Here is a 22,758-nt window from a genome sequence, read left to right on the forward strand (position 1 = left end):
TCTTCTAAGAAACAATTCGACTCATATAAATTTCAAGATTCATATGAAAACGTTTATAAAAACGGTAAATATTAACCAATAAAAAAGGCCCTCATTTCGAGGGCCTTTTTCTTATATAAAGCTTTTATTTTAATGATCGCGCCTTTGGCGAACCGAAAGATCTGAAGATCTTTCTCTCGAATAGCTTGTGCCCTAAATAGGTGCGCATAGACAAAAAAAGAGACTGAAAGTCTCTTTTTTTTAGCGCTTTTAGCGAACCGAAAGACCTAAAGGTCTTTCTCTCGAATATCATGTGCCCAAAATAAGGGCGCATAGACAAAAAAAGAGACTGAAAGTCTCTTTTTTTTAGCGCTTTTAGCGAACCGAAAGACCTAAAGGTCTTTCTCTCGAAAATCATGTGCCCAAAATAAGGGCGCATAGACAAAAAAAAGGACACTAAGTCCTTTTTATTTGTCTATTTAATAGCCTCACGGATATTAGAAGATAGCCAGTCCATTACCCATACAATCGTTGCAATTACGATTACAAGAAGACCAACTTCATTCCACTTTGCCAGACCTTGGTATTGCATTAGCATAGTACCAATACCACCACCACCAACTAGACCAATTACTGTGGCCATACGAACGTTGATGTCCCAACGGTAGATAGTGAATGATAGGTATGGAAGAACGATTTGTGGAACAACACCAAACCAAATAACTTGGATAGGGTGAGCACCTGTTGCCATCATTGCTTCAATTGGCCCATTAGATACGTTTTCAATTTGCTCTGAGTAAAGCTTTGATAGAGATGATACAGAGTGAAGACAAAGTGCCATCATACCAGCAAATGGCCCGATACCAACCCATACAGAGAAGATAATCGCCCATACTAGAGGCTCAATTGAACGTGATACGTTTAAGAAGAAACGTACAATAGTATAAATAGTCATTGTGAAACGTGAACCATTCATTAGGTTTCTTGCTGCAAAGAATGCTAGTAAGAATGCAATTGGTAGCGCTACCGCTGTTGCAATGAAGGCCATATAGATTGTTTCAATTGCTGCAAATAGTGCTTCTTCAAAAATTGCAAAGTTTGGAGTTAAAAGAGCTGTAAAGATTCTCTTTGCTCCTGTCATTCCCGATTCAGATAAGAATTCGTAAATTGAAATTTGAGAAATATAAATACTAGCAATGAATGTTAAAACTACTGTCGCAATAAGAACGAAAGAAAATGGCTCTTTCATGAAAGGAGTATTCTCATCTCTTTTCATGATTCCTGTAATTCCACGTCCTAGTGACATTTTAGTTTTATAAAGGATTGCTGAAATAGCAAAACCAATAGCAAGTGCTATTAGTGGTTGATTCCAAGTAAAATCTGGGTAGCGAAGACCTAGGATTAGCTTCTCCCATACGATTTTCCATGAAACTAGTGCAAGGTATGACCATACTAGGAAGTCGATTACAAATGAGTAAAAATTCATTTTCATCTTCCAAGTAGTTTTATCTTCCTTACGCTTTGGTAAGTTATTAACTTGATTGTCTGCAGTTTGAGTTGTCGTTGTCATTATATATTGTCCTATTTAATCAAAGTAATTAGTTAATTGTTACTTCAACGGCATCTTCACCGTAAATTGTTTGGAACCATTCTTCGTTGATATCTAGAGGTTGACCTTCATAGATAAGCTTTCCACCTTTAAGAGCTACAACACGTGAAGCGTACTCTCTTACAAGTGAAAGGAAGTGTAGGTTACAAATTACAGTTACTCCAAGTTCTTCATTTACCTTTTTCAGGTATTGCATAACCGAGTGTGAAGTTGCAGGGTCAAGAGACGCAACAGGCTCATCAGCAAGAAGTACCTTTGGGTTTTGCATAAGTGCACGTGCAATCGCAACACGTTGCTGTTGACCACCTGAAAGGTTGTCTGCTCTTACGTTTTCTTTACCTTCAAGGCCTACGATCTTGATGTAATCTTGTGCTTTTTTCTTATCTTCTTCTGAGTAGATACCAAAAATTGACTTGATAACACCTGTTTTAGATAGAGTTCCTGAAAGAACGTTTGTCATAACAGTTCTTCTTGGGATTAAGTTAAAATGTTGAAAGATCATTCCAATGTTTGAACGCGCTTCTCTCATTGAGGCACCCTTTAACTTTGTAATGTCTTTACCTTCGAAGTTGATTTCTCCACTTGTTACATCGTGAAGACGGTTCATACATCTTAGCATTGTCGATTTACCAGAACCTGATAGACCAATAATTACTAGGAATTCACCTTTATCAACGTTGAAACTTACGTTGTTTAGGGCGTGGCATCCATTTGGATAGACTTTATTAACATTTTTGACTTCTAAAATCATGTTTGTTCTCACTTTATAGATTTTTGTAAATTATTTCTTTTGAAGTTGCTCTTCTAAGTTAATATTTAGTGTTTTAATTACGTTTCTTAATCCATCATAATCTGCATCAGTTGTATCAACTAGGCCACCAACACTGTAAATATTTTCGAATACATCCTTACCTTCTGGTGTAGCTATGTATTTTTTTACCGCTGTGATGAATTTATCAGTAACTTCTTGTGGAAGTCCTTTTCTGAATACGAATGGGTCATTTGGGATCTTCTCAGTAATTTGAACGATTTTTACCTTATCTTCAACATCTGGGAATTGAGTTTTTACACGTGAACGAGCATCACGGATTGTTCCGTCTTCAGAAGGTGCTGAGTAGTAAGTTGCACCAGCATCTACTTGTCTTTGATATACCATTGTTACAACGTTGTCGTGCTTAATTGCAAAAGTTGTATTTCCTGGTTTTACATCATTTTCCATCATAATCTTTAAAGGGAACATATAACCTGAAGTTGACGATGGGTCAGTGTAAGCAAACTTCTTACCTTCTAAGTCTTTAATTGAGTTAATACCACTATCTACATGAGCAATGATTTGTCCTTGGTAGTAATCATGTCCATAACGAAGAACTTTAAGTTTTGCACTTGCACCATATTTTTCATTGGCCATTAAATAACCAAATGAGTTCATAACTGCAATGTCAGCTCTCTTTGAACCAAATGATTCAACAACAGAGATATAGTTAGTAGGGATACCTGTCTTAAAGAAGTATCCAGTTTCTTTTTCTAGGAATTTAATGAAGTGAACAGAGTTCGATGCAATTGTGTCTGCGTCTACAGATGGAGTGAAGTAAAGTTTTACAGGATTGTCTTTGCTTCCTAGTTTCATATCTCTTTTACATGAGATACCTGTTGTGATCGCTAGAGCAATACTCATAATAGCAACGATTGTGTGTTTCATTTGTTGTTCTCCTCTATTAAAGCATGTTGCTAATGCATGCATATATAAACGTAATATTTGCGTTCTAAAAAAATCTAACATTTTGAAATTACGCTCTTTTAACATGAATGAGACAGATTTTTAATGTCAACCTAATCACATTTATAATTATCTTTAAAAAGTGAGTAATTACAGTAACTTAATTGCAGTAGTTTTTATAATATTTAAATATTGTTTAAAAGAATAAGGGTTATAATATATGCATGGCATTAAACATCAAAAGACTTGAACGATTGCCACATCCAACAGAGCAGGTAAACAATGATCAGGTACCTGTTGAAGAGCCTGGTCGTGGTGCTGAAGGGTCTAAAAACTATGAAGACAATATAAACGATAGCAAGCGATTCTCACTTGTTAGAGGATATGTTGAGGCTATTTATAGAGACCAAAAAAATCCAAAAAAGAAACGTAAGGAAAAGCGTAAAAATTTTTTTGAATCAATCTCAGAAAAACATCAGCATGCAAAAGAGAAAGCAAAAGAGAAGAAAAAGAAATTTGCTGATGCAATTAGACGCTTAAATATCTTGTAATTTTATTTACATTGTAAACAAGCTTACAGGCCAGAGATTGGCCTAAAATCGAGGTGATTAGGCCTAAGAAGAGTCGTTTTCTTTAGTGCCAAGTGCGCTACTTTTCCAAGCTGTGATTCATTAAAAAATATTCTCTTTAGCAGCTTATTTGCTGTTGGTGTTTGCTTCTTAAGGTTTGCAAGAATTTGTATTCTTTGAATTAGAATATTTGCTAATTCTTGATGCTCTATAGGAAGTCTTGGGTGTATTTTTAAAATATTTGATAATATAAATTGATAGGTTTCAGGATGAGATTCATAGATATATTGGCAAGTACAAAAGATAAGCTCAAGCTTTGCTATTAACTCTTTATCATTTGAAAAGTTCTTCTTTGAGTGATCAATTGCTAATTGTAAATAATGGTAGCATCTTTCTTCATCATTCTCGTTAAAGGCCAATTGGGCATCATTTAAAAGTCTTTTTAATTTTAGAATTGATTCTAATTTCTTAGTTGGCCTCGAGCCTTTGGAAACTTTTATTGTATCTTGCGTGAAGACATTTTTCTTAAAGTAGTGATGAATAGAGAGATTTTTTGAATCAAATAGTGTTAGGGCCAGGCTATTTGCATCAAAGCTTAAACAAGCATGACTAATAGGTAGGAAGCTCTTTTGGTATATATTTATATGCCTCTTTAGCTCACTCTTACTTTCAAGAGTTACAAATTCACCACCATCTAAAACCTTTGTATTCTTACCATCTATTTTTACAATTTTATAATTTCCACTTTCATCTTTTAAATGAAATTCCCAATGAAAGACTAATTGTCTTTGCTTTAAAAAATCACAGGCCGACTCAATAGTGTCACAACCTAAGAGAGTGACAAGTGCAAGGTAAGAAGCATTTTCTCCTTCATAGTTTAGAGTAAGGGCCTCTCTTTGAACAAGGCCAATACTTAGGCCTGCTTCATTTATGCCACCATAAGGTGCAAATGGGGATAGAAGGTCTTGTAAAACATAGGCCTCAAGACTTCCTTCACATTTAAAATGAACAAATCGAAGTTTATCAAAGAATGAGTCTTGAATAGGAGAGTTGATAAATTCTTTATACTTATCATCTCTTAAATGAAAGTCATCAATCTCATCAAAGATAGCACCAGGATTGTTTAAGAATTCGTTCATGTAAACAAGGTATAAGGCATTTTCCTGTGAAGTCCCCAGACCTTGAGCATATTGATTTATTAGTTCATTAAAACTTGATCGATAATAGTCATCTTCTATTAATTCTTTGCTCGACTTTTCGAGTCTTCTTTTGAATAGGAGACTGAAGAACTTGTGTATTGGGGTTTTCAATGCTTTGGGGCCAAAAAATGAACTTTCTTGAATTTGTTTCCAGGCAAGATTTACGTCTTCTTTATCGATTGAAGCTAATTGGTAAATACCATCTGTGACCTCTCCGAAGAGTTCAATGTCCATTAATTCATGGTGGGCATTTTTACGTTTTTTTGAAGTCATAGGAGTATTCATGTCTAATATTTTAAGTTCACTTGTTAATCCTAGCAATCAAACTTTTATTGCCGTATGTGTTGCTCTATCAGGATTAAGAGTTGCTGTTGAGTTAACACGTTTTTCACCTGCAAATTGGCCAATCTCAAAAAAAATATCAAAGGCCTTTGGCCAGGACTTTACAGAGAGGTTCCATCGAGTTGGGCTCTATATTTGTATTGGTCAAATCATTCTTTGGGCACCAGAGCTACTCTTTGCCTAAGTGTCCCTCATATAGGCTAATCTTACCTGAGTAACTATCAAAAGGGGCCTTGACTCTTAATTCTTTTTCTTGGGCCTTTTTTCTAATGTAGATTTTAATTTCTTTATCTAGGCCATGTTGTTTTACACTATCTTTTATTTGAAAGATTTTATTTAAGAATAGGCCATTTTGCCTTGCCGTTACCTTAAAGTCTTCAACTCGTTTTAATTCATTCCATAATTGACGTGGTTCAACTCTACCGGTTAGTAACTCAGAAAATGTTAAGTAAATAAGAGGGTCAGACTCAAAATTATCACCCATTAAGACTAATGATGATGGGATATCAGTCATATTTATAATATCTAGTAGGTGGCCAAGTTTATAGATCCCCTGAGTTTTAATATCTTTTGGTGATAAATCATTTTCTAAAATTGATAGAATTCGACGATAATCTTTTAAGAAAATACCAGCTGTAAAGATCTCATTAGCATATAACCAATCTCTAATTGCTTCTTCGTAGAAGTGAGGAGAGGCCGAGAGGATAAACGGATGGTAGCCATCATTTATATACTCTTTTAAGATTTTAACTGAGTTTTCTAAAGTCGGATAATTTTTAAGTGGACTTGTTAAAGAGTCATAAATCTCACTCGGTTTTGAATACTTGGTTTCAACAAGAGTCTTATCAAAGTCACAAATAATGATCTTTCTATTATCTGTAATTTTTAGAGGTATATATGTTCCTAGCAGTAATTCTAGGCCTGGATATTTTGAAGTTTCATAGATTTCGATCTTTGATATCGATTCTTTGCTATCTTTAGGCAGAGGTATTTTAGCTAAAAGGCCACCATATGAGTCCGTTTCAAGAGTTTTTGTAAATAGCGTTTCGTTATTCTTTCCTAAAACAACTACTTTGATCTCAAATTCATATGCCCTTAGTAGCTTATATGCTTGAATAGGGAAGCGGGCCTCAAACTTCTCGAAGTCTTTATTCACAGAGTATAGATTTTCACTCATTGTGAAGTCAGCTTTGAGATTTAGGTAGTGATTTGTTTGGATGGCCAAAAAATTTACGGCCTTGGCCCTTTTCAACTTATAATTCCTTGTTAAAATAGACTTTACGTTATTTTATTCTAATAGAGGTTATATGTATATTGAATTCCTGGGTGAGCAGCCGGTTTATATTTCCATGGGTATTAAAGTAGTTAGTTCTATTCTTTTAGGTGGATTTATAGGCTATGACCGTGAGCAAAAGATGAAATCGGCCGGAATTAAGACAAATATGCTGATCTGCCTGGGAGCAGCTACATATACTGCCTTAAGTGTTTTAACGATGACAGAGCATATGGGAACCGTAGCAGATCCAAATCGTATGGCCGCTCAGATTGTAAGTGGGATTGGTTTCTTAGGTGCTGGTGCTATTATTCAAGGTCGAGGCAATGTTGTTGGAATGACGACAGCAGCTACAGTTTGGGTTGTTGCCGCCATTGGAATGACAGTTGGTTTTGGATATCCAGTAATTGCCAGCTTAATCTCAATTTCTTTATTTGCAGTCTTAAGATTAATTAATCCACTGTATAAAATTCTCGAATCAGATCGTGCCAAGCAAAACTTCTATATTGAAGTCTTATCAAATGGACGAATTCGCGGTCACGTTAAAGAAATTCTTTACTCAAGAGTAGAAGATATAGAAATTGTGAGCGAAGAGGTTTTAGATGCTGTTTCTGATGAAAGGCTTTTAACTCTAAATGTTCACCTTCATCCGAGATGGATCCCGCAAATTAGACGTGAGATTAAAACTCTTATTCGTGTTAATAAAGTCGAGATTCACCAAAGAGATCACGATCATTAAGAAAATTATCTCTTAGCGATTCGATATGTTAGTAGAGAAGCCTCTTTATCGTACTTACGTGTGACTTCTGTTCCGTCAAGAATATCAGGAACTTTAAATTGCTTTACAAGGCTTTCAGATCTCTTAGATTTAAAGACGTTGTCACCTTCTTCGACACGTTGATCAAACTTACGGTTTTGAGTAACAGTAATATCTCTTTCTTGTGCATTGATATGAATTGTTGATTCCTCATGCTCTGGTACTTCAATAGAGAAATAATAGAAATTCTCATCTGATCTCACTTGAGGAGAAAGCTTAGAGATATTGTAGAATTTATCAGAGGCCTTCTCCGTAATATTGGTCTTTGCCTTTGTATAGTATTCTTTTAGGCTATTAAGCTCTTGGTCGATCTTTTCTTTTAAGCGGCCCATTAACCCATTATGTTCTTTTTGTAGCTCTTTATATCTCTTTTCAAAATTTTCTTGTTTGGATTTTATATTGTCTTTGTGAAAAGCTTCCTGACTTATCACTTCATTTTTTTGAAAAGCGTCTGTCTGAGACATCTTGTGAAAGTGATCACTTCTTAATTTACTAAACTCACGCCTTTGATCTTTTTCAAGTTGATGAATTTCGTTCTTATTTTCTTTAGATAGGCTTTCAAGTCTTTGATCGTATTTCTTATTGATACCCATAATGAAGTTATCATTTCTGACTTCGATTTCGTTTGCACGATTTTTTGCTTTTGCAGTTTCTTCAATGATAAAGTCTTCATTGTCATATTTTATCTTTTTGGCCAATTCATTTACATTTTGTGATGTATCCTCGAGCTCTTCTTGACCTCTTTGATGTACATATTCCATTTGTTCTTGGTAGATGTCTCTAATCGCATCAATATTGGCGTCAAATTGGGCCTTGTTGAATTTTTCTTGCTTATTAAATTGTTGTGTCGTCTTATCTAGACTCTCTTTTATATTATTAAGACGATTTTCTTTTTGGCCAAGTGACTCGATAATAGCAACTTGGTTTTGATCTCGTACGGCATCGAGTTTTTCTTCACCAATTATACGTTGATCTTGAACTTGTTTATTGTAATTCTTTTTTATATTTTCTATCTCAAGCTTCTTTTGCTTGATGACGCGATCCCTTTGGTCTTTAAGACGTAGGTTGGCCTTTGTGAATTGGGTAGAGTCTTCTAACTTCATAAGTTTTGAGCACCTGGCCTTTCTTGTTCAGCACTTTCCAAAATTGGAGCTGTTAGTGCAAGAGGTGACTTACATGGCATTTTGTTGCCAGTATGTCCTTTACACATCCATGTTTTTAATAAGTTTACACGAATTGAACGATTTCCGCCGTTATATTTTACATATGAATTTGGATCAAGAGTTGAAGTGACGATAACACTTGCTGGCCCTTGAGGCTGTAGGCGTGAAGAAACCATATACTGATAGACTCGATATTCTGCTTGAATACTGAGTGTTAGCAGTGATGCGAGAAGAATTTTATTGAAGCTGCGGATTAGCATCTAAAATCTTTCCTTCCACCATTTCCATCAGTGCACGAGCAACAATGTACTTATCCATTTCCTCAAAAGATGAAAATAGAACTCTTTGTTTCTCTAGGTTATTATGAGTTGAAATCTTCTTGAGAAGACTTTTAGCTTTCAGGCGCTGTGCCTTTGTCATTCTTACTTCTTCGAAACGCTCCTGAATTGAAATGTCCTCGAATAATGGGTAATAACCATTTGCCCCAAAATCGATTAACCTTTTAATTGAATCATAGCGTTTTAAAAATCCTAATTCGATCAACTCATCCTCCTTAATTCGTCTCCATTATTTTATAAACTTTAGGGCCAAGATGGCAGACGGAATACATTTCCAGAAGCCTCGCAGCAATTTTAGGTTTTTTCGAACAGGATCTGAGTAACTCATTGTATTTATAGAATAGTTGAGTCGCTAGGTAAGATATGCGGCCATTGTATTTAAGAAATAATAAAGATAAAATTAAGAGAATGCCATGATGGCAAAACTAAAATACAAGGAATGTTATCAAAATGAACGGATTAAAATCTATTGCTGCAATTTCATTTTTATCATTAACTTTAAATGCCAACGCTTTAGTTGATTATTCTGGTGGCTCAAGTGCTACTAAGTATGATCCAACGACAACAAGTCCAGCTCCTGTGGTTAGACAATCAAGAGCTAAGACTTCTGCTCCTGCTAGTTCTGGATTTGATTGGGGATTTCTTCCACAGGCCGTGGATTTTTCTCTAGGCTATACATCAGCAAAAGCCTTTTATACTGATGAGAATATAAATATGCTTAATATGAAGATCAAGGGAACTTTTTCTCATGGTATCTTTGTTGAGCTTGGAATGAATGGTGCTCAGTCTCTTGAGACATCTGAATATGAACAAGGTAATTCTAGCGCTAAACTAGGCTTTAATTGGCTTGATATTGGAAACGATTATAATAAGCTAATTTTTGATATCTTTGTCGGTACGAATTTTAGTGGAAAGAGTGAATTTTCAACTAAGAGAAGTGATCGCTTTGTGGGTGTGACGACTGAGAAGAGATTTGGTGCGGCGGCCTTGGGCCTGACATATGAACGTACTTTTACTGAAGGTCTCGTTGATGATGAAGAAATGAGCATTGGTGATATTAGTCAATGGAGTGCAGACTTAGGAATAATGGTTTCTTCAGAAATTCAATTTCTCTTAACTTATGGTGAGGTTAAAGTCGGTGCTAGTGATTTCTTAAGTGCCAATTACCTTTCTAGTGATTTAAAATATAGTTATATTAAACCTCAAATGTTTTTAAAGATGGCCAATGCCGTTCGCTTAAACCTTGGGGCAGTTTTCCAAGCATCTCGTCCAGATTCATCTTTAATGAGCTCATCACTAAAGATTTGGGGACTGCCAGCAGCTTATGGGAATACATTATTTGCTGGCCTAAATATTGCGATCTAAATAGATCATAAAAAAATAACGAAGGATTGATCATTGTTAATATCAGATAATATTTACTACTGTAAGAACTGTAAGAAAGTCGTCAAGGATATCGAGGATCTACTCTTTGTAGAAGACGGTTCTAGTTTAAGCTTTTGCAGTGAAGTCTGTATTGAAAAATTCTATTCTCCGTTAATCGATTACTTTACGGGAAAAATTGATAAGAAAAGAAAAGATCTAAATATTGAAGAAGAGGCCTGTTTATCATTATTAGATAATCCAACATATGTGGATAGAGTTCTTCATCGTCCAGATGAAATATGGCGCCTTGAAAATGATCTAAAAGAAGAGATTTTCAGCTTTATTTCTAAAGTAGAGTTTGAAGGTGAAGAGGCTTATCTTGTGGCCTTGTGCTTTGTTTTTGATCATACTCCTTCATTTGTTCTGGCCTTAACGGCCTCATCTAATGAATACTTCATTCAAAACTTTCAAATAGGTGAAGAAGTCGATTCTTTAGAAGATTATCATCAGAAAGAGCTTCCTGGAGAGTCATTAATTGATAATGACGATATGGAAGAAATTGAATTAAAAAAATCAAAGCTTTTGGCAGAGATGATGACTCAAAGAAAAGAGTTCGATATTCCTTTTGAAGACTTTGCCCTTTATATGGAATATTTGCAAAAGACAGTTGAAAGTTATGATGAACTCTATGAGTTTGATGATGAAGATGGAGATCAGGCACTGGCCTATTTTAAGGCCTTTGAACGCTCTGGAGTAAGCTTCTTTTATATTGCACTTTGTATGAGACTTGAAAAAGAAGATCAGACACTGATCATTCCAGTGCTTTCATTTCCAACTATTGATGGGGATTTATCTAATGCGTATAAGCAAGGCAAGCTTCTTGATGGAAATAAGCTTGCCCATTAAATTCTAATTATTAAAAAGATTTGTAGTAGTACTCGCCAAGCTGCTTAAAAGCGTCACAATAAGTTCGATCATTATAGAGATCGATATTAATTGAACACATAAAATAAGCATCATAAGAAATTAGCTCACGATCAAAAGGTGAAGGGAAGTCATAAGTTTTCTCCTTCATGATCATAACACTATTGATTCTAAAGTTCTGGTAGCGACCGTAGTCTCGGTTTTTAGATAGGACAAATTTTGAGATTGTTCCGGAACTACTAATATACTTACATTGAGCTGCTCCAAGGAAAATAGCATTTCCTGAAACTTCTGAAGTAGGGATAACACAGACACGTGAATTTGAGTCTGGGTTCTTAACTTGTATGTAAATATTTGTTTCATTAGTTCTAGACTGACATACCGTACTTGGGCCGAGGTGTTGATTATTTGAGTTTTCAAAGCCTGTCTGGCCATCTAGGGACCATTTACAATGAGCAATTTCACTTGGGATATTTGCTCCGTTGTTTGAGCTTGATGAAGAGTCATCAATATCAATTGTTCCGCCTGTCGAATTTGAAGTGCTCCCTGTTGCCGCTGTGCCATTGTCATAGATTGAGCGTGTCTCTCGTGGTGCTACACAAGAGGTTAGAGCTAAAACTGTTGTGATAAAAATAAAGTTTTTCATTTATTACTCCGTATTCTTACAGTCTCCTTATCGGCAAATCTGAAAAAATATTAATTTTTCATGTAGTTTCTTAACTTTTTAGCCGATAAGTTGATTGATGAAGAAGATTATTTTCACCTTCACCATTTTTGGCCTTGTAATTTTGAGTGCTTATCTCGTTATTACAATGCCTTACCGTTTCTATTATACCTTCCAGAGTGAAGGGGTACAATCGGATTACTTTATTGCCACTGATAGACGCAATATTCTTTATTCAGGTCTGCTTCCTTCTAAAATTAAACGTGGAAAGACTGCGTTTTGGAAGAAGATTCACTTCTCTAATTACTCTTTTGATGTACCTTTCCAAGATGTTACGTTTCAGGTTTTTCCTAGGCCTAAGATTATTAAAGGTAGAACTTATCCATACTTTGATATTCTTGACCATAAAGGTTTGTTAGTGGCATCGGTTTCTGGCTTTCAGGTCTCAAAGTTTAATCCATCTATTCCAATAGATGAAATTTTCAACTTACCAATTATTACTCAATTCATTAAGCCTGCGACCAATCAACAAGTTTGGTTAGATATGCTTAATTTAAATATTAAAATTAAAAATTATAATCTCTATAGTTATAAAGATGTAAAAAGCCTTTTAGAAGATTATCCAATTTCTAAATTAGGTTATTATCTTTATATTTATAAGCTTAGGCAGAAATACTTTGCACATAATGCAAAACGAATTGTTCAAAATGGCCCATTTCATATTATTGAAGAGTATAAAAAAGATGATTTAAAAGGTCTTGCTCGCAGCTATTTCTATGAAAAGGGAAGGCTTTATCAATTTGATATTCACTACAATGAAAAACATCCAGATCATAATGTTGTTAAAGATAAAATGATGAAGAATCTAAAGCTTGAACTCTCACGAGATCAGGAAAGTTCTCTAGCAATGTATAATGAATTTAGAAAGTTAAAGTATCAAAAACGCTTTGATTATCAAGGTATGCTACTAATTTATTCCGCGTGGTCACATGAGCTTGAAAATCAATCATTTTATAAAGAGATGATCTATTATTTAGAAAAAGGTGATTATAAAACATCTCAACTTTTTGGTTTATATGATTTTGCCAAACAAAAATACGGTAAGACTTTCTCAGGCCGTGATGAGATCTTAAAGAATGACCTTAAGTCAAAGATAGAGATGGAAAAGGCCCAAGAGCTGAAAAAACAAGAGCGAGATCTTGCTGATTATAATATTGATGGCGAGACTGAGTTTAAGGATGAAGACTCAAAAATTGATTACATCTTAAAAAATGTCGATGTCAAAGAGGACAAAGACGATCTCACTGAATACTAAACTAAATCTACAAAACTTTCTGGATGATGAAAATTCGGCTTCGAATCGGGGTGCTTATTTGAGTAGTATAGTGTCTGATTTTCACTTGTTTTTATTACACACGTAGGAGTTACTTTTATATTTGCTAGATCTTCAAATTGATGGCCGAGTACTCTTAGTGGAAAGCGACAGTCTAGATTAAATGAATTATCATGATGATCTATGTTAATATTATCTATATCGATCTCTTCATATTCTGTTAGTTCTGATCGGTAAGAGTTAAAGACAAAACAATTCCAACTTGAGTCTGTTCCAAAGTTAAATTCGTAGTACTCACCATCTAACTTATTTAAGATAAAGAATTCAAAACAAGTTTGAGTCCAAAGGCCAATAACACGATTACATTTTTCATTATTCTTACTGAAGTAGACAGTGTCGATATTACCTTTCATCGTAAAATGAAAGTACATATAATCTTCAACGACCTTAACCTCTGCCAGAAGCCTAAGCTCTGGTAGGTTAGGGTCGCCTTGATTAAAAGGTATTAGCTCAAATTGTTTTGAAATCATTTTTTATATCTTGGTTACTCTTACTTATTATTACCCATAATATTCGTTAGGAAGTCTACTGGTAAAGGGAAGAACGTCGTTGATTTCCCTTCTCCACTAGAGATTTCTTTCATTGTATCAAGGTAGCGTAGTGTGATTGCATTAGGGCTTTCATTTAAAACCTTAGCTGCTTCTGATAGCTTGAGTGCCGCATCAAATTCACCTTGAGCAGAAATTACTTTTGCTCTTTTATCACGTTCAGCTTCGGCCTGTTTTGCCATCGCTCTTTGCATCTCTATTGGTAAGTCAATGGCCTTAACTTCAACAGTTGATACCTTGATTCCCCATGGCTCAGTATGCTCATCTAAAATAGATTGAAGACGTGCATTGATTTGATCTCGCATAGAAAGAATTTCATCAAGTTCAAATTGTCCAATTACTGATCGAAGTGTCGTTTGTGCAATTTGCGCAGTTGCTGCTAAGTAGTTTTCTACTGCAACTACTGACTTTTCTGGATCTTCTACTCGAAAGTAGACAACTCCATTTACTTTAAGAGTTACGTTATCCTTAGAGATAATATCTTGTGATGGAATATCCATCGTTACTGTACGCAAATCGACTTTATGCATTTTTTCAAGCCCTGGGATTAGCAGGATAAGTCCTGGCCCGCGAACTGCTGTAAAGCGTCCTAGAAAGAAGATAACTCCACGTTCATATTCCTTAAGGATCTTGATCGTATTAAATAATAATATTAGTAATAAAATGACAAATGGTAGAAAAGGGGCGATGTGCATCATATAGATCCTCCGTGAATTGACAAAAACTTTACAATTAGATGACTCTTAAAAAATAGCTAAAGCTATTATATATTCAAGAACTAAGGGGTGATTAACAAAAACTCTCTCTTCCTTGTCAAAATCAATCGTCCCTCAACGATACCCCTTAGTTTTTTTCTTATAACCAAAAAAACTTTCTAATCTCTCTTCTTACCCAGTTAATATCGCTCTTTGTTGGCAGATCATTTGTACTCATTGACATCATTAAGCTTATTAATTGGCGAAAAGACTTTCTTTGACTCATATTAAACCTCATATATTTATTAGTAATTTTACATTATCTTTCTTTATAATGGTAACTTTATCTCCAACCTTTAGCTGAGACATATCTCCATTGGCCGTCAGTTGCCAAAGCTCCCCATTAAATTGAGTGTAATACTTATCGCCATCAATTGCACTGATGGCAACAGTGCTTCCTGAATATGGATCATCAGGCTCTGAGAATATACGTTTGCGTGACTTATAGAAAATATAAGCAATCAGTCCAATAAAGGATAAGATAGCACCAATGCTAGAAAATAGCACTGTCGCTGATATTTGTAAGTAAGACTCTTCTGTTTGAAAAAGATAGAGTGAGCCAATAATTAAACTCGCAATTCCCGCTATGGTAAGAATACCAAAACTGGTGATATAAATTTCAAGAATAAAAAGAACGAATGAAGCGATAACAAGTAGAAGTGCTCCAACATTTAATGATAGAACTCCAAAAGAAATACCGGCCACTAGTATTAAAACAGCACCAACACTTCCTGCAATAAAGCCACCTGGTGCTTGAAACTCAAGATAAATTAAAGCAGCACCTATTAAGAAGAGAATATAGGCCATATCGGGTGAAGCAAAGAAGGCCATCACTTTTTGTCCGATGGTTTTTTCAAAAGTTACAACAACGTGATTGCTTTCAACGCTAATTTTATATTTCTCATGATGCTTTTGATATTCTTTGCCGTTAATAAGTTCGATTAAACCATCTTCACCCTGGATTTTATCGACGATTCCATTGTGAGCATTTTCTTCTAAAGCTTCTTGGGCCGTAAGGCTAGTTGCTTCAGTTATCATTTTTGTGTAAATCTTTGGATTCTTTCCTGTTCCATCTGCTTGCGATTTAACAAGGGCAACAAGATCGTTGATAATCTTGTTTTTCATATCTCCCTCTTTAATATCTGAGGAACCTGAAATTGGTGTTGCTGCTCCAATTCGTGTACCGTCGGCCATATATAAAGTAGGGATACTGCTTGAAATAATTGCACCAGCACTTGTGGCCGATGCTGAAGATGGGCCAATCCATCCGATAACGAGATTTTCACTATTGGCGATCAAATGCATAATGTCTTTAGTAATACTAACCAGTCCTCCTGGTGTATTCATTTTTATTAGAAGAGCTGAGCCTGGCTCATTCTTTATTGATTCTTGTGCTTTCTTTAGATGATTTAGAGTCACCGGTGTGATTGCCTCATTTACTTCTACTATCAGAAATTTATTGATTTTATATTCTTTTGTTTGAGCAACTGCATCGTTACCAAAAAAGTGCATTGATAAGAATGTAATGATTGTTACAAAACTTGTAATGATAGTATTTCTCATATATCTTGACCTGCTTATTTTAGAAGGAGATTTCATGTCATCAAATAATATTACTTATAAAGTAATTATCGCTCATTTTTTTAATCCTATAAATGATAAAATATGTGAATTTTTAGAAGATTACGCTATTGTTGCTAAGCGCAACGCTAAAGGTGACTATAAAATCGTACATCGCTGCCACAAGTCAAAATTAAATGAATATATTAAAAGAAAAAAGTCTGTGGAAATTATTGATAAGTCTGGTCAATATGTCATTCCTGGTATGTATGATACACATTTTCACTGGGTACAAGATGACGTAAGAACGATGCCAAAAGCAAATCTATTATCTTGGCTTGAAAATTATACGTGGCCATATGAGGCTAATTTTAAAAAAGTTTCTTATGCAAAAAAGAAGGCCCGTGAGTTCGCTAAGAAGATCGCTAATAATGGAACAATTGGTGGTGCTTGTTATGGATCTATTCACTCTCATTCTGTATCTGAGGCATTAGAAAAATTTGAAGGTGATTATATTCTTGGTAATGTTCAAATGACAATGAACTCGCCTGAGTATCTCACAATGGGAATCGAAGATACGATTGCTCAAACAGAAGAGCTTGCAAGTAAGTATAAAAATAAATATGCCGTAACACCACGCTTTGCAATTACTACTGATCCTAAGACAATGAGTGCAGGAGCAAAAACGGCAAAGAAGCATCGCTCATTTATTCAAACACACTTAAGTGAAACACAAAATGAAATCGACTTTGTTCTTAGTATTTATAAAAATATCGAAGGCTTTGAAAAAGTAAAAACGTATACAGAAATTTACGATAAAGTAGGTCTATTAACACCAAAGACAATCATGGGCCATGGTATCTATTTATCACCAAAAGAATTAAAGCTCTTATCACAAAAGCAAACAATGATTGCACATTGTCCTACAAGTAATGCTCCTATTAAGGAGTTAGGTCTTGGCTCTGGCCTTTTCGATTATAAAAGGGCCAATCGTTATAAAGTGCATTGGGCCTTAGCTAGTGATATTGGTGGTGGCCCATTCTTATCAATGCTTGATGTGATGAATTCATTTGTTTGTCAAAATCATAAGAAAGGACATCGTGATGCTTCATACACTCAGGCCTTGTATCGCGCAACCCTTGCAGGTGCAAAATCACTTAAATTAGACAAGGAGAGTGGGAACTTCGAATTAGGAAAGAAACTCAATTTTGTTTCACTTGGAAGCAAAAACTTCCGCGGCAACTTAACAGTTGAAGACAAATTAAAAAAGTTGATTAAGAGACCTAACAAATTACGTGAACTTTATTCTGATTTAATTGAATCGACATATTACAACGCTCACATGATTTCAGGTAGATAACAAGCAATATGATTAATTGAGTTAACGATGTTTGGTTAAACCAAAAAAAAGTTATATTAATTAAACTTTTTTACTAACAATTTAGTAAATGTATTTACAAAAATATTTTGTTGCTTTAGAATATATTTAGATATGAATCGTAAGTGCTTGAATATATAGTTAGGAGTAAATGCATGAGAAGTTTTAGTCACATCGCAAAATTAATTAAAGACAAGAGAACAGCACACCCAAAAGGCTATTCTCAATCAGAGCTGTCTCACCTTTTAGGTTACAAAAACGGACAATTCATTTCAAACGTTGAGCGTGCATTATGTAACATTCCTTTAAAGATGTTACGTCGTGTTTGTGAAATTCTTGATATTGATGAAGCTGAATTAAAGACAGCAATTATTAAAGATCACGAAGAAACACTTGATAATTATCTTAAAGATGGTTCTGGTGTAGTAGGTGCTACAACAGAAACAACAGAAGCTGCGCAATCTTCTAACTTTGTTTACTAAGATATAGTTAAGTTATTTAGACAAAAATGTTGATAAAGAAAAAGGGAGCTAAATTAGCTCCCTTTTTTTATGTTTAGATTAAATTTAAATTATAATTATAAACCTTTATAGGCCTTGTAATCTTCCAAGCTACCCATCGACTCTTCAGTATCTTCAGAGTAGTCGGCTTGAATTTGAGTTTGTAGATAATGTGGATCTTCAATTTCTTCAACACTTACTTCAGGTGCAACTTCACCAAGTGGGAGCTCGTGATTATTTGCATAAGTTGTATCCATCTTTAGGGATTCAAACTTCTTTTCAAATATTTCTAGTTCCTCTGGCTTTAGTCTACCTTTGAAGTCTAAGAAAGTTTTTTGAGTGTCGATAAAATTTTTCTCAAGTTTTTCTTTTTGTTTTTCACCAACACGATCAAAGTTTTCAAAATATTTCTTTCTGGCCATGATGTGTTGTTCGAGAAGATTTAAATACTTCACAATAACAAAGTCTTCACCTTTTAAGTGACTTGTTCCACTGCGACGATTGCGTCCCTGAGGGCGCCTTCTACGGTTGCGATTATTTGAGCGACTTCCACTTTTCTTAGGGGCCGCTTTTTGTCCCTTGTTTGGACCTTGAGACTTTGTTTGTTTTTGTTCTTGGCCTTTTGCGCCCTTGGCCTGCTGCTTATTATTTGGGCGACGACGGTTATTGCGTCTTCTCTTATTATTTGGACGTGGCTTATTTGCATCACCCTTATTGTTGCTGGCCTCTTTTTTGCCTTGCTCCATTAATGATTCCTTCTTCTATTAATTTAAATTTAATTATAGCCCCTAATATTGCGAAGTAAAGCTACAACTTGTCTAACTCCTATGTTAAAATTGGCCAATTTCAATTCGAACAACTCTCTATTAACTTAAAAGGGGAATTTATATGACTAACAGAGTTAAAGTTGCCGTAACAGGAGCTGCAGGACAAATTGGTTATGCAATTCTTTTTAGAATTGCTTCTGGACAAATGTTTGGTCCAGATACAGAAGTTGAATTACAACTTCTTGAACTACCTCAAGCACTAGGTGCTCTTGAAGGTGTAAAGATGGAATTAGATGACTGTGCTTTTCCATTACTAAAGAATATTGTTTGTACAGATAAGATGGAAGTTGCATTTAAAGATGCTAACTGGATTCTAGCAATTGGTGCTGTTCCAAGAAAAGACGGAATGGAAAGAGCGGATCTATTAAAAGTTAATGGTGGAATCTTTGGTCCACTTGGAAAAGCTATGGCAGAGCACTCTGCACCAGATTCAAAACTATTTGTTGTTGGTAACCCATGTAATACAAATTGTTATATCGCAATGGAAGCTTCAGGACTTGATAAGTCACGTTTCTTTGCTATGACTACTCTTGATGAGAAGAGAGCAAAAACTCAACTAGCTCAAAAAGCTGGAGTTGATGTAACTGAAGTTACAAATATGACAATCTGGGGGAATCACTCAGCAACTCAATACCCAGACTTCTACAATGCAAAAATTGGTGGAAAGTCAGCTGCTGAAGTTATTGGCGATGAAACATATTTAAAAGATGAGTTCATCACAACTGTTCAAAAGCGTGGAGCTGCAATTATTAAAGCACGTGGTGCTTCATCTGCTGCTTCTGCTGCTAATGCTTGTGTAAATGGTGTTTACGCACTTACACACGACACACCAGCAGGTGAGACATTCTCTATGTGTCTTGCTTCAAAAGGTGAGTACGGCGTTGATGAAGGTCTTATCTTCTCTTTCCCATGTCGCGTTGAAAACGGTGAGCTAAAAGTTGTTGAAGGACAAGAGCATAATGAATTTGGTCAAGAAAAATTCAATGCAACACTTGAAGAACTTCGCACTGAAAGAAATACTGTAAAAGAACTAGGTCTAGTTTAGGTGCCATGCTCCTTTTGTTTCGCAAATGCTAAATAAAAGGAGCACACCTTTTCAATTCTTCTTTGCCAGGTTATTTAAAATTTAATAAAACGATCATTTAGCACATGCGAAACAAAAGGAGCATGGCACCCTCTTAAATTCTAATTCCCAATCTAAATTTTGCTAATATTTGAATGATAATAAGCGGTGCAAGAGATGAATATCCTACGATAAGCCAGCTCTGTTTATCGATTAATTTCAAGCTTAAAATACTTCTAAGGCCAGGTATGAAGACAGCGGCCAGTAGTATAATCGTACAAAGTACAACTGCTCCCCAGACATGAATATTTCTAGTAATTTCATTAATAAATAAATTCGATTTTTCAAGTCTCATATTAAAGACATGGAAGACCTGTCCAAATGCTAAACTTAAAAATGATACTGTTAGTGCGGCCTTGTCATCATTTGTTGTTTTTAAAGTATAGAGAAAGCCTGTTAGAACACATGCTGTGAGAATAGCACCATATAGTGATATCAATCCCCACTTTCTCTTTGTTATAATTTGTTCATTACGAGGCCTTGGTCTTTCTTCAAGATAGGTATGATCGCCTTCACCCATACCCAGAGCTAGGGCCGGAAAAACATCTGTGACAAGATTTAGAAATAGAATTTGTAAAGGTAGTAGGGGAAGAGGAGCATTGATAAAGGATGCAATTGATACAATTAAGATCTCACTTATATTACAAGAAAGCAGATAGACCACAAAACGTTGAATATTGCTATATATGATTCGGCCCTGTTTAATGGCCAAGATTATTGTGTTAAATCGGTCATCTTGTAATACCATATCAGAGGCCTCTTTTGCGATTTGAGTACCTCTTTGTCCCATGGCTATACCTATATCTGCATTCTTAAGCGCTGGTGCATCATTTACACCATCGCCTGTCATTGCAACGACTGCGTTCTTAGCTTGAAAATATTCGATTAAGTCTAGTTTTTGAGCAGGACTTACACGGCTAAATACTTGTGTTTGATTAACTTTATCCCTTAGGCTTTCATTCCATTCTTCTTTAGGTCCAAGTACTTTGCCATTAATTGAAAGATTATTACTTTCTTCAATAAGTCCTATTTCTTTTGCAATTTTTAAAGCAGTGCCTTCTTGGTCTCCAGTAACCATAATCGTTCTAATTCCAGCTTCTTTTGATTTTGTGATAGCATCTTTTACGTCTGAACGTGCTGGATCAAGTAGCCCTACAAGCCCTAAAAAGTTTAGACCTTTATATGGTGGCTCATTTATAGAGGAGACTGTCTTAGTTGCTAAGGCCAGAATTCGCAATCCATCTGCTGCCAATAAATCATTTTCTGTCTTCCATTTTAATTTTAAATCATCAGAAAAATCTAGCGCTCCATCATCTGTTTCAATATTAGTACAGGCTGCAATTACGGCCTCTGGTGCACCTTTTACGGCCACTATAATTTGCTTATCACTTTGGTGATAAGTGGCCATCATAAGAGTTGAACTATCAAAGGGGACTTCTTTTAGCTCTGGTGTTGTTTTTAATACTTCATCTCTTCTAATATTAAACTTATTAGCGGCATTCAGTAATGCAATCTCCATAGGATCGCCAATGTTTTTGTCACTATTTTCATGATTGATTTTAGAATTATTACAGAGAAGACCAACCTTTATTAATTTCTTTAATTCAGTATTTTCTTGAAGATTGTGATGATCGTCCAAATTATATGTATCACCATGGCCTTTCATAAGCCTTACTTTCATTCTATTTTCAGTTAATGTCCCTGTCTTGTCTGTAAAGATGATTGATGTTGCACCTAGAGTTTCTACAGCGGCGAGTTTATTAATTAATGCATTATTTTCTGCCATTCTCCACATGCCCTTTGCAAGGGCCAAAGTTGCAACAATGGGAAGGCCTTCTGGGATTGTTGCAATTGCTAGCGCAATAGCAGTCTCTAGCATGAGTATAAAACTTTTCCCGGCCATAACACCTGAAATTGCAATTAAAATAGCAATGGCCAAAGAAAACCAAACGATTTGACCACCAAGTTTATCAAGCCTTTTTTCTAAAGGAGTTACTTCTTCTTTTTCTTGTTGAATTGCTTTTGCAATTTGTCCAACTTCAGTCATCATTGCCGTGGCAATAACAATACCCTTGCCTGAGCCTCTTGTTATTGAAGTACCTTTGTAGAGTATATTATTTCTTTCAGCTATGATTGTATCTTTAGAAAGTGTTTCAGCAGTTTTATCTACTGGTGCTGATTCCCCAGTAAGTATCGACTCATTCACATTTATATTATTAGCTTCAATAATTCTAATATCTGCACCAACAACATCTCCTGCTTCAAATATGACAATATCCCCGGGTACTAGTTCTTTAGTATCGAGATTGATTGCTTGTGCATTTCGAATGACTCCAGACTTTGAAACTCCTATCTTCTTTAATGCTTCCATTGATCGTACGGCCTTAAGTTCTGTAAAGAAACCAAGCGCTGTATTAATAATCAGAACGGCCACAACTGTTAGGCCTTCTATTACATGACCCATAAAAAAAGAAGTTGCACAGGCCAGAGCTAAAAGTAAAACGATGATACTTTTTAATTGTCGAATTAGGATTGATAGTTTTGAGATAGGTGGCTTAATCGTTAAAATATTTTTGCCATATTTTGAAGTCTTCTTTATGACTTCTTCTTGAGAGAGTCCGTTTTTAATATCACTTTCTAATTCGTTTAGGATATCTTCAATTGATTTTTTAGAATAAGGTAAACTTTTAGAGGTTGTCATATTTATTGCCCTCT

Annotated in this window: 24 protein-coding genes; 9 read left to right on the top strand and 15 right to left on the bottom strand. The window is 35.3% G+C overall.

Features of this window, described 5'->3' with window-relative positions:
- Positions 1 to 454 precede the first annotated feature (454 nt).
- From phnE to DAY19_RS11000, 3 genes are read right to left on the bottom strand one after another with little or no spacing between them, the layout of a single operon-like run.
- Entirely contained in the window at positions 455 to 1,549 is a 1,095-nt protein-coding gene (phnE, locus tag DAY19_RS10990) for a phosphonate ABC transporter, permease protein PhnE (protein WP_199506653.1), read from the bottom strand.
- Positions 1,550 to 1,577: 28 nt separating this feature from the next.
- Complete coding sequence (phnC, locus tag DAY19_RS10995; protein WP_115362370.1) at positions 1,578 to 2,339, bottom strand: phosphonate ABC transporter ATP-binding protein; 762 nt, start codon at positions 2,337 to 2,339, stop codon at positions 1,578 to 1,580.
- 30 nt (positions 2,340 to 2,369) lie between these two features.
- Complete coding sequence (locus DAY19_RS11000; protein WP_115362372.1) at positions 2,370 to 3,287, bottom strand: phosphate/phosphite/phosphonate ABC transporter substrate-binding protein; 918 nt, start codon at positions 3,285 to 3,287, stop codon at positions 2,370 to 2,372.
- Positions 3,288 to 3,529: 242 nt separating this feature from the next.
- On the opposite strand from DAY19_RS11000, the gene DAY19_RS11005 reads away from it, so the two are divergent.
- Complete coding sequence (locus tag DAY19_RS11005) at positions 3,530 to 3,856, top strand: hypothetical protein (protein ID WP_115362374.1); 327 nt, start codon at positions 3,530 to 3,532, stop codon at positions 3,854 to 3,856.
- Positions 3,857 to 3,879: 23 nt separating this feature from the next.
- Here the strand turns inward: DAY19_RS11005 and DAY19_RS11010 are convergent, their stop codons facing one another.
- Positions 3,880 to 5,358: a hypothetical protein gene (locus tag DAY19_RS11010; protein WP_115362376.1), complete on the bottom strand. Its 1,479-nt coding sequence runs from the start codon at positions 5,356 to 5,358 to the stop codon at positions 3,880 to 3,882.
- Between DAY19_RS11010 and DAY19_RS11015 the strand changes: the two genes are divergently transcribed.
- Positions 5,357 to 5,599 (top strand): hypothetical protein, encoded by a 243-nt coding sequence (locus DAY19_RS11015; protein WP_115362377.1) that lies wholly within the window; start codon positions 5,357 to 5,359, stop codon positions 5,597 to 5,599. The two genes, DAY19_RS11010 and DAY19_RS11015, sit on opposite strands and share 2 nt — an antisense overlap.
- On the opposite strand, the gene DAY19_RS11020 is transcribed toward DAY19_RS11015, so the two are convergent.
- Complete coding sequence (locus tag DAY19_RS11020; RefSeq protein WP_115362379.1) at positions 5,585 to 6,667, bottom strand: phosphatase domain-containing protein; 1,083 nt, start codon at positions 6,665 to 6,667, stop codon at positions 5,585 to 5,587. The genes DAY19_RS11015 and DAY19_RS11020 overlap by 15 nt on opposite strands.
- Positions 6,668 to 6,722: 55 nt before the next feature.
- Here DAY19_RS11020 and DAY19_RS11025 point away from each other — a divergent pair, with 55 nt between their 5' ends.
- Positions 6,723 to 7,427, top strand: a complete 705-nt coding sequence (locus tag DAY19_RS11025) for an MgtC/SapB family protein (protein ID WP_115362381.1) — start codon at positions 6,723 to 6,725, stop codon at positions 7,425 to 7,427.
- A gap of 5 nt (positions 7,428 to 7,432) precedes the next feature.
- Here the strand turns inward: DAY19_RS11025 and DAY19_RS11030 are convergent, their stop codons facing one another.
- Genes DAY19_RS11030 through DAY19_RS11040 form a run of 3 tightly spaced genes read right to left on the bottom strand, consistent with a single transcriptional unit; the run spans position 7,433 to position 9,211 of the window.
- Complete coding sequence (locus DAY19_RS11030) at positions 7,433 to 8,608, bottom strand: hypothetical protein (protein WP_115362383.1); 1,176 nt, start codon at positions 8,606 to 8,608, stop codon at positions 7,433 to 7,435.
- Positions 8,605 to 8,928 carry a hypothetical protein gene (locus DAY19_RS11035; protein ID WP_115362385.1) on the bottom strand — a complete coding sequence of 108 codons (324 nt, stop codon included), beginning with the start codon at positions 8,926 to 8,928 and terminating at the stop codon, positions 8,605 to 8,607. Before DAY19_RS11035 ends, DAY19_RS11030 begins: the two co-directional genes overlap by 4 nt.
- Positions 8,906 to 9,211 (bottom strand): hypothetical protein, encoded by a 306-nt coding sequence (locus DAY19_RS11040; protein WP_115362388.1) that lies wholly within the window; start codon positions 9,209 to 9,211, stop codon positions 8,906 to 8,908. The genes DAY19_RS11035 and DAY19_RS11040 overlap by 23 nt, the downstream gene beginning before the upstream one ends.
- 245 nt (positions 9,212 to 9,456) lie before the next feature.
- Between DAY19_RS11040 and DAY19_RS11045 the strand changes: the two genes are divergently transcribed.
- Together DAY19_RS11045 and DAY19_RS11050 are read left to right on the top strand one after the other, a co-directional pair.
- Positions 9,457 to 10,371, top strand: coding sequence for a hypothetical protein (locus DAY19_RS11045; RefSeq protein ID WP_115362390.1), 915 nt, complete (start codon positions 9,457 to 9,459; stop codon positions 10,369 to 10,371).
- Between the two features lie 33 nt (positions 10,372 to 10,404).
- Entirely contained in the window at positions 10,405 to 11,277 is an 873-nt protein-coding gene (locus tag DAY19_RS11050) for a hypothetical protein (RefSeq protein WP_115362392.1), read from the top strand.
- Positions 11,278 to 11,287: 10 nt separating this feature from the next.
- Here the strand turns inward: DAY19_RS11050 and DAY19_RS11055 are convergent, their stop codons facing one another.
- Positions 11,288 to 11,941, bottom strand: a complete 654-nt coding sequence (locus tag DAY19_RS11055; RefSeq protein WP_115362394.1) for a hypothetical protein — start codon at positions 11,939 to 11,941, stop codon at positions 11,288 to 11,290.
- Positions 11,942 to 12,038: 97 nt separating this feature from the next.
- Between DAY19_RS11055 and DAY19_RS11060 the strand changes: the two genes are divergently transcribed.
- Positions 12,039 to 13,274 (top strand): hypothetical protein, encoded by a 1,236-nt coding sequence (locus DAY19_RS11060; RefSeq protein WP_115362397.1) that lies wholly within the window; start codon positions 12,039 to 12,041, stop codon positions 13,272 to 13,274.
- Here DAY19_RS11060 and DAY19_RS11065 read toward each other — a convergent pair.
- The 4 genes from DAY19_RS11065 to DAY19_RS11075 form a co-directional block, all read right to left on the bottom strand.
- Positions 13,271 to 13,822 (bottom strand): DOMON domain-containing protein, encoded by a 552-nt coding sequence (locus DAY19_RS11065; RefSeq protein ID WP_115362399.1) that lies wholly within the window; start codon positions 13,820 to 13,822, stop codon positions 13,271 to 13,273. The two genes, DAY19_RS11060 and DAY19_RS11065, sit on opposite strands and share 4 nt — an antisense overlap.
- Before the next feature lie 20 nt (positions 13,823 to 13,842).
- The gene (locus DAY19_RS11070) at positions 13,843 to 14,595 is read right to left on the bottom strand and encodes a slipin family protein (protein ID WP_115363724.1); all 753 of its coding nucleotides are present in this window, start codon (positions 14,593 to 14,595) and stop codon (positions 13,843 to 13,845) included.
- 160 nt (positions 14,596 to 14,755) lie between these two features.
- Complete coding sequence (locus tag DAY19_RS15450) at positions 14,756 to 14,881, bottom strand: hypothetical protein (protein ID WP_255509252.1); 126 nt, start codon at positions 14,879 to 14,881, stop codon at positions 14,756 to 14,758.
- A gap of 8 nt (positions 14,882 to 14,889) precedes the next feature.
- Positions 14,890 to 16,218, bottom strand: coding sequence for an NfeD family protein (locus DAY19_RS11075; RefSeq protein ID WP_158536884.1), 1,329 nt, complete (start codon positions 16,216 to 16,218; stop codon positions 14,890 to 14,892).
- Positions 16,219 to 16,252: 34 nt separating this feature from the next.
- Here DAY19_RS11075 and DAY19_RS11080 point away from each other — a divergent pair, with 34 nt between their 5' ends.
- Positions 16,253 to 17,575 carry an amidohydrolase family protein gene (locus DAY19_RS11080; protein WP_115362403.1) on the top strand — a complete coding sequence of 441 codons (1,323 nt, stop codon included), beginning with the start codon at positions 16,253 to 16,255 and terminating at the stop codon, positions 17,573 to 17,575.
- A 173-nt stretch (positions 17,576 to 17,748) separates the two neighbouring features.
- Positions 17,749 to 18,075, top strand: a complete 327-nt coding sequence (locus DAY19_RS11085) for a helix-turn-helix domain-containing protein (RefSeq protein ID WP_115362405.1) — start codon at positions 17,749 to 17,751, stop codon at positions 18,073 to 18,075.
- A gap of 95 nt (positions 18,076 to 18,170) precedes the next feature.
- Here DAY19_RS11085 and DAY19_RS11090 read toward each other — a convergent pair whose 3' ends face one another.
- Positions 18,171 to 18,839, bottom strand: a complete 669-nt coding sequence (locus DAY19_RS11090; protein ID WP_115362407.1) for a hypothetical protein — start codon at positions 18,837 to 18,839, stop codon at positions 18,171 to 18,173.
- A gap of 142 nt (positions 18,840 to 18,981) precedes the next feature.
- On the opposite strand from DAY19_RS11090, the gene DAY19_RS11095 reads away from it, so the two are divergent.
- Entirely contained in the window at positions 18,982 to 19,965 is a 984-nt protein-coding gene (locus DAY19_RS11095; RefSeq protein WP_115362409.1) for a malate dehydrogenase, read from the top strand.
- A 133-nt stretch (positions 19,966 to 20,098) separates the two neighbouring features.
- Here DAY19_RS11095 and DAY19_RS11100 read toward each other — a convergent pair whose 3' ends face one another.
- The gene (locus tag DAY19_RS11100; protein ID WP_115362411.1) at positions 20,099 to 22,744 is read right to left on the bottom strand and encodes a cation-translocating P-type ATPase; all 2,646 of its coding nucleotides are present in this window, start codon (positions 22,742 to 22,744) and stop codon (positions 20,099 to 20,101) included.
- Positions 22,745 to 22,758 lie beyond the last annotated feature (14 nt).

The sequence above is a fragment of the Halobacteriovorax vibrionivorans genome, assembly GCF_003346865.1.
GTDB lineage: Bacteria > Bdellovibrionota > Bacteriovoracia > Bacteriovoracales > Bacteriovoracaceae > Halobacteriovorax_A > Halobacteriovorax_A vibrionivorans.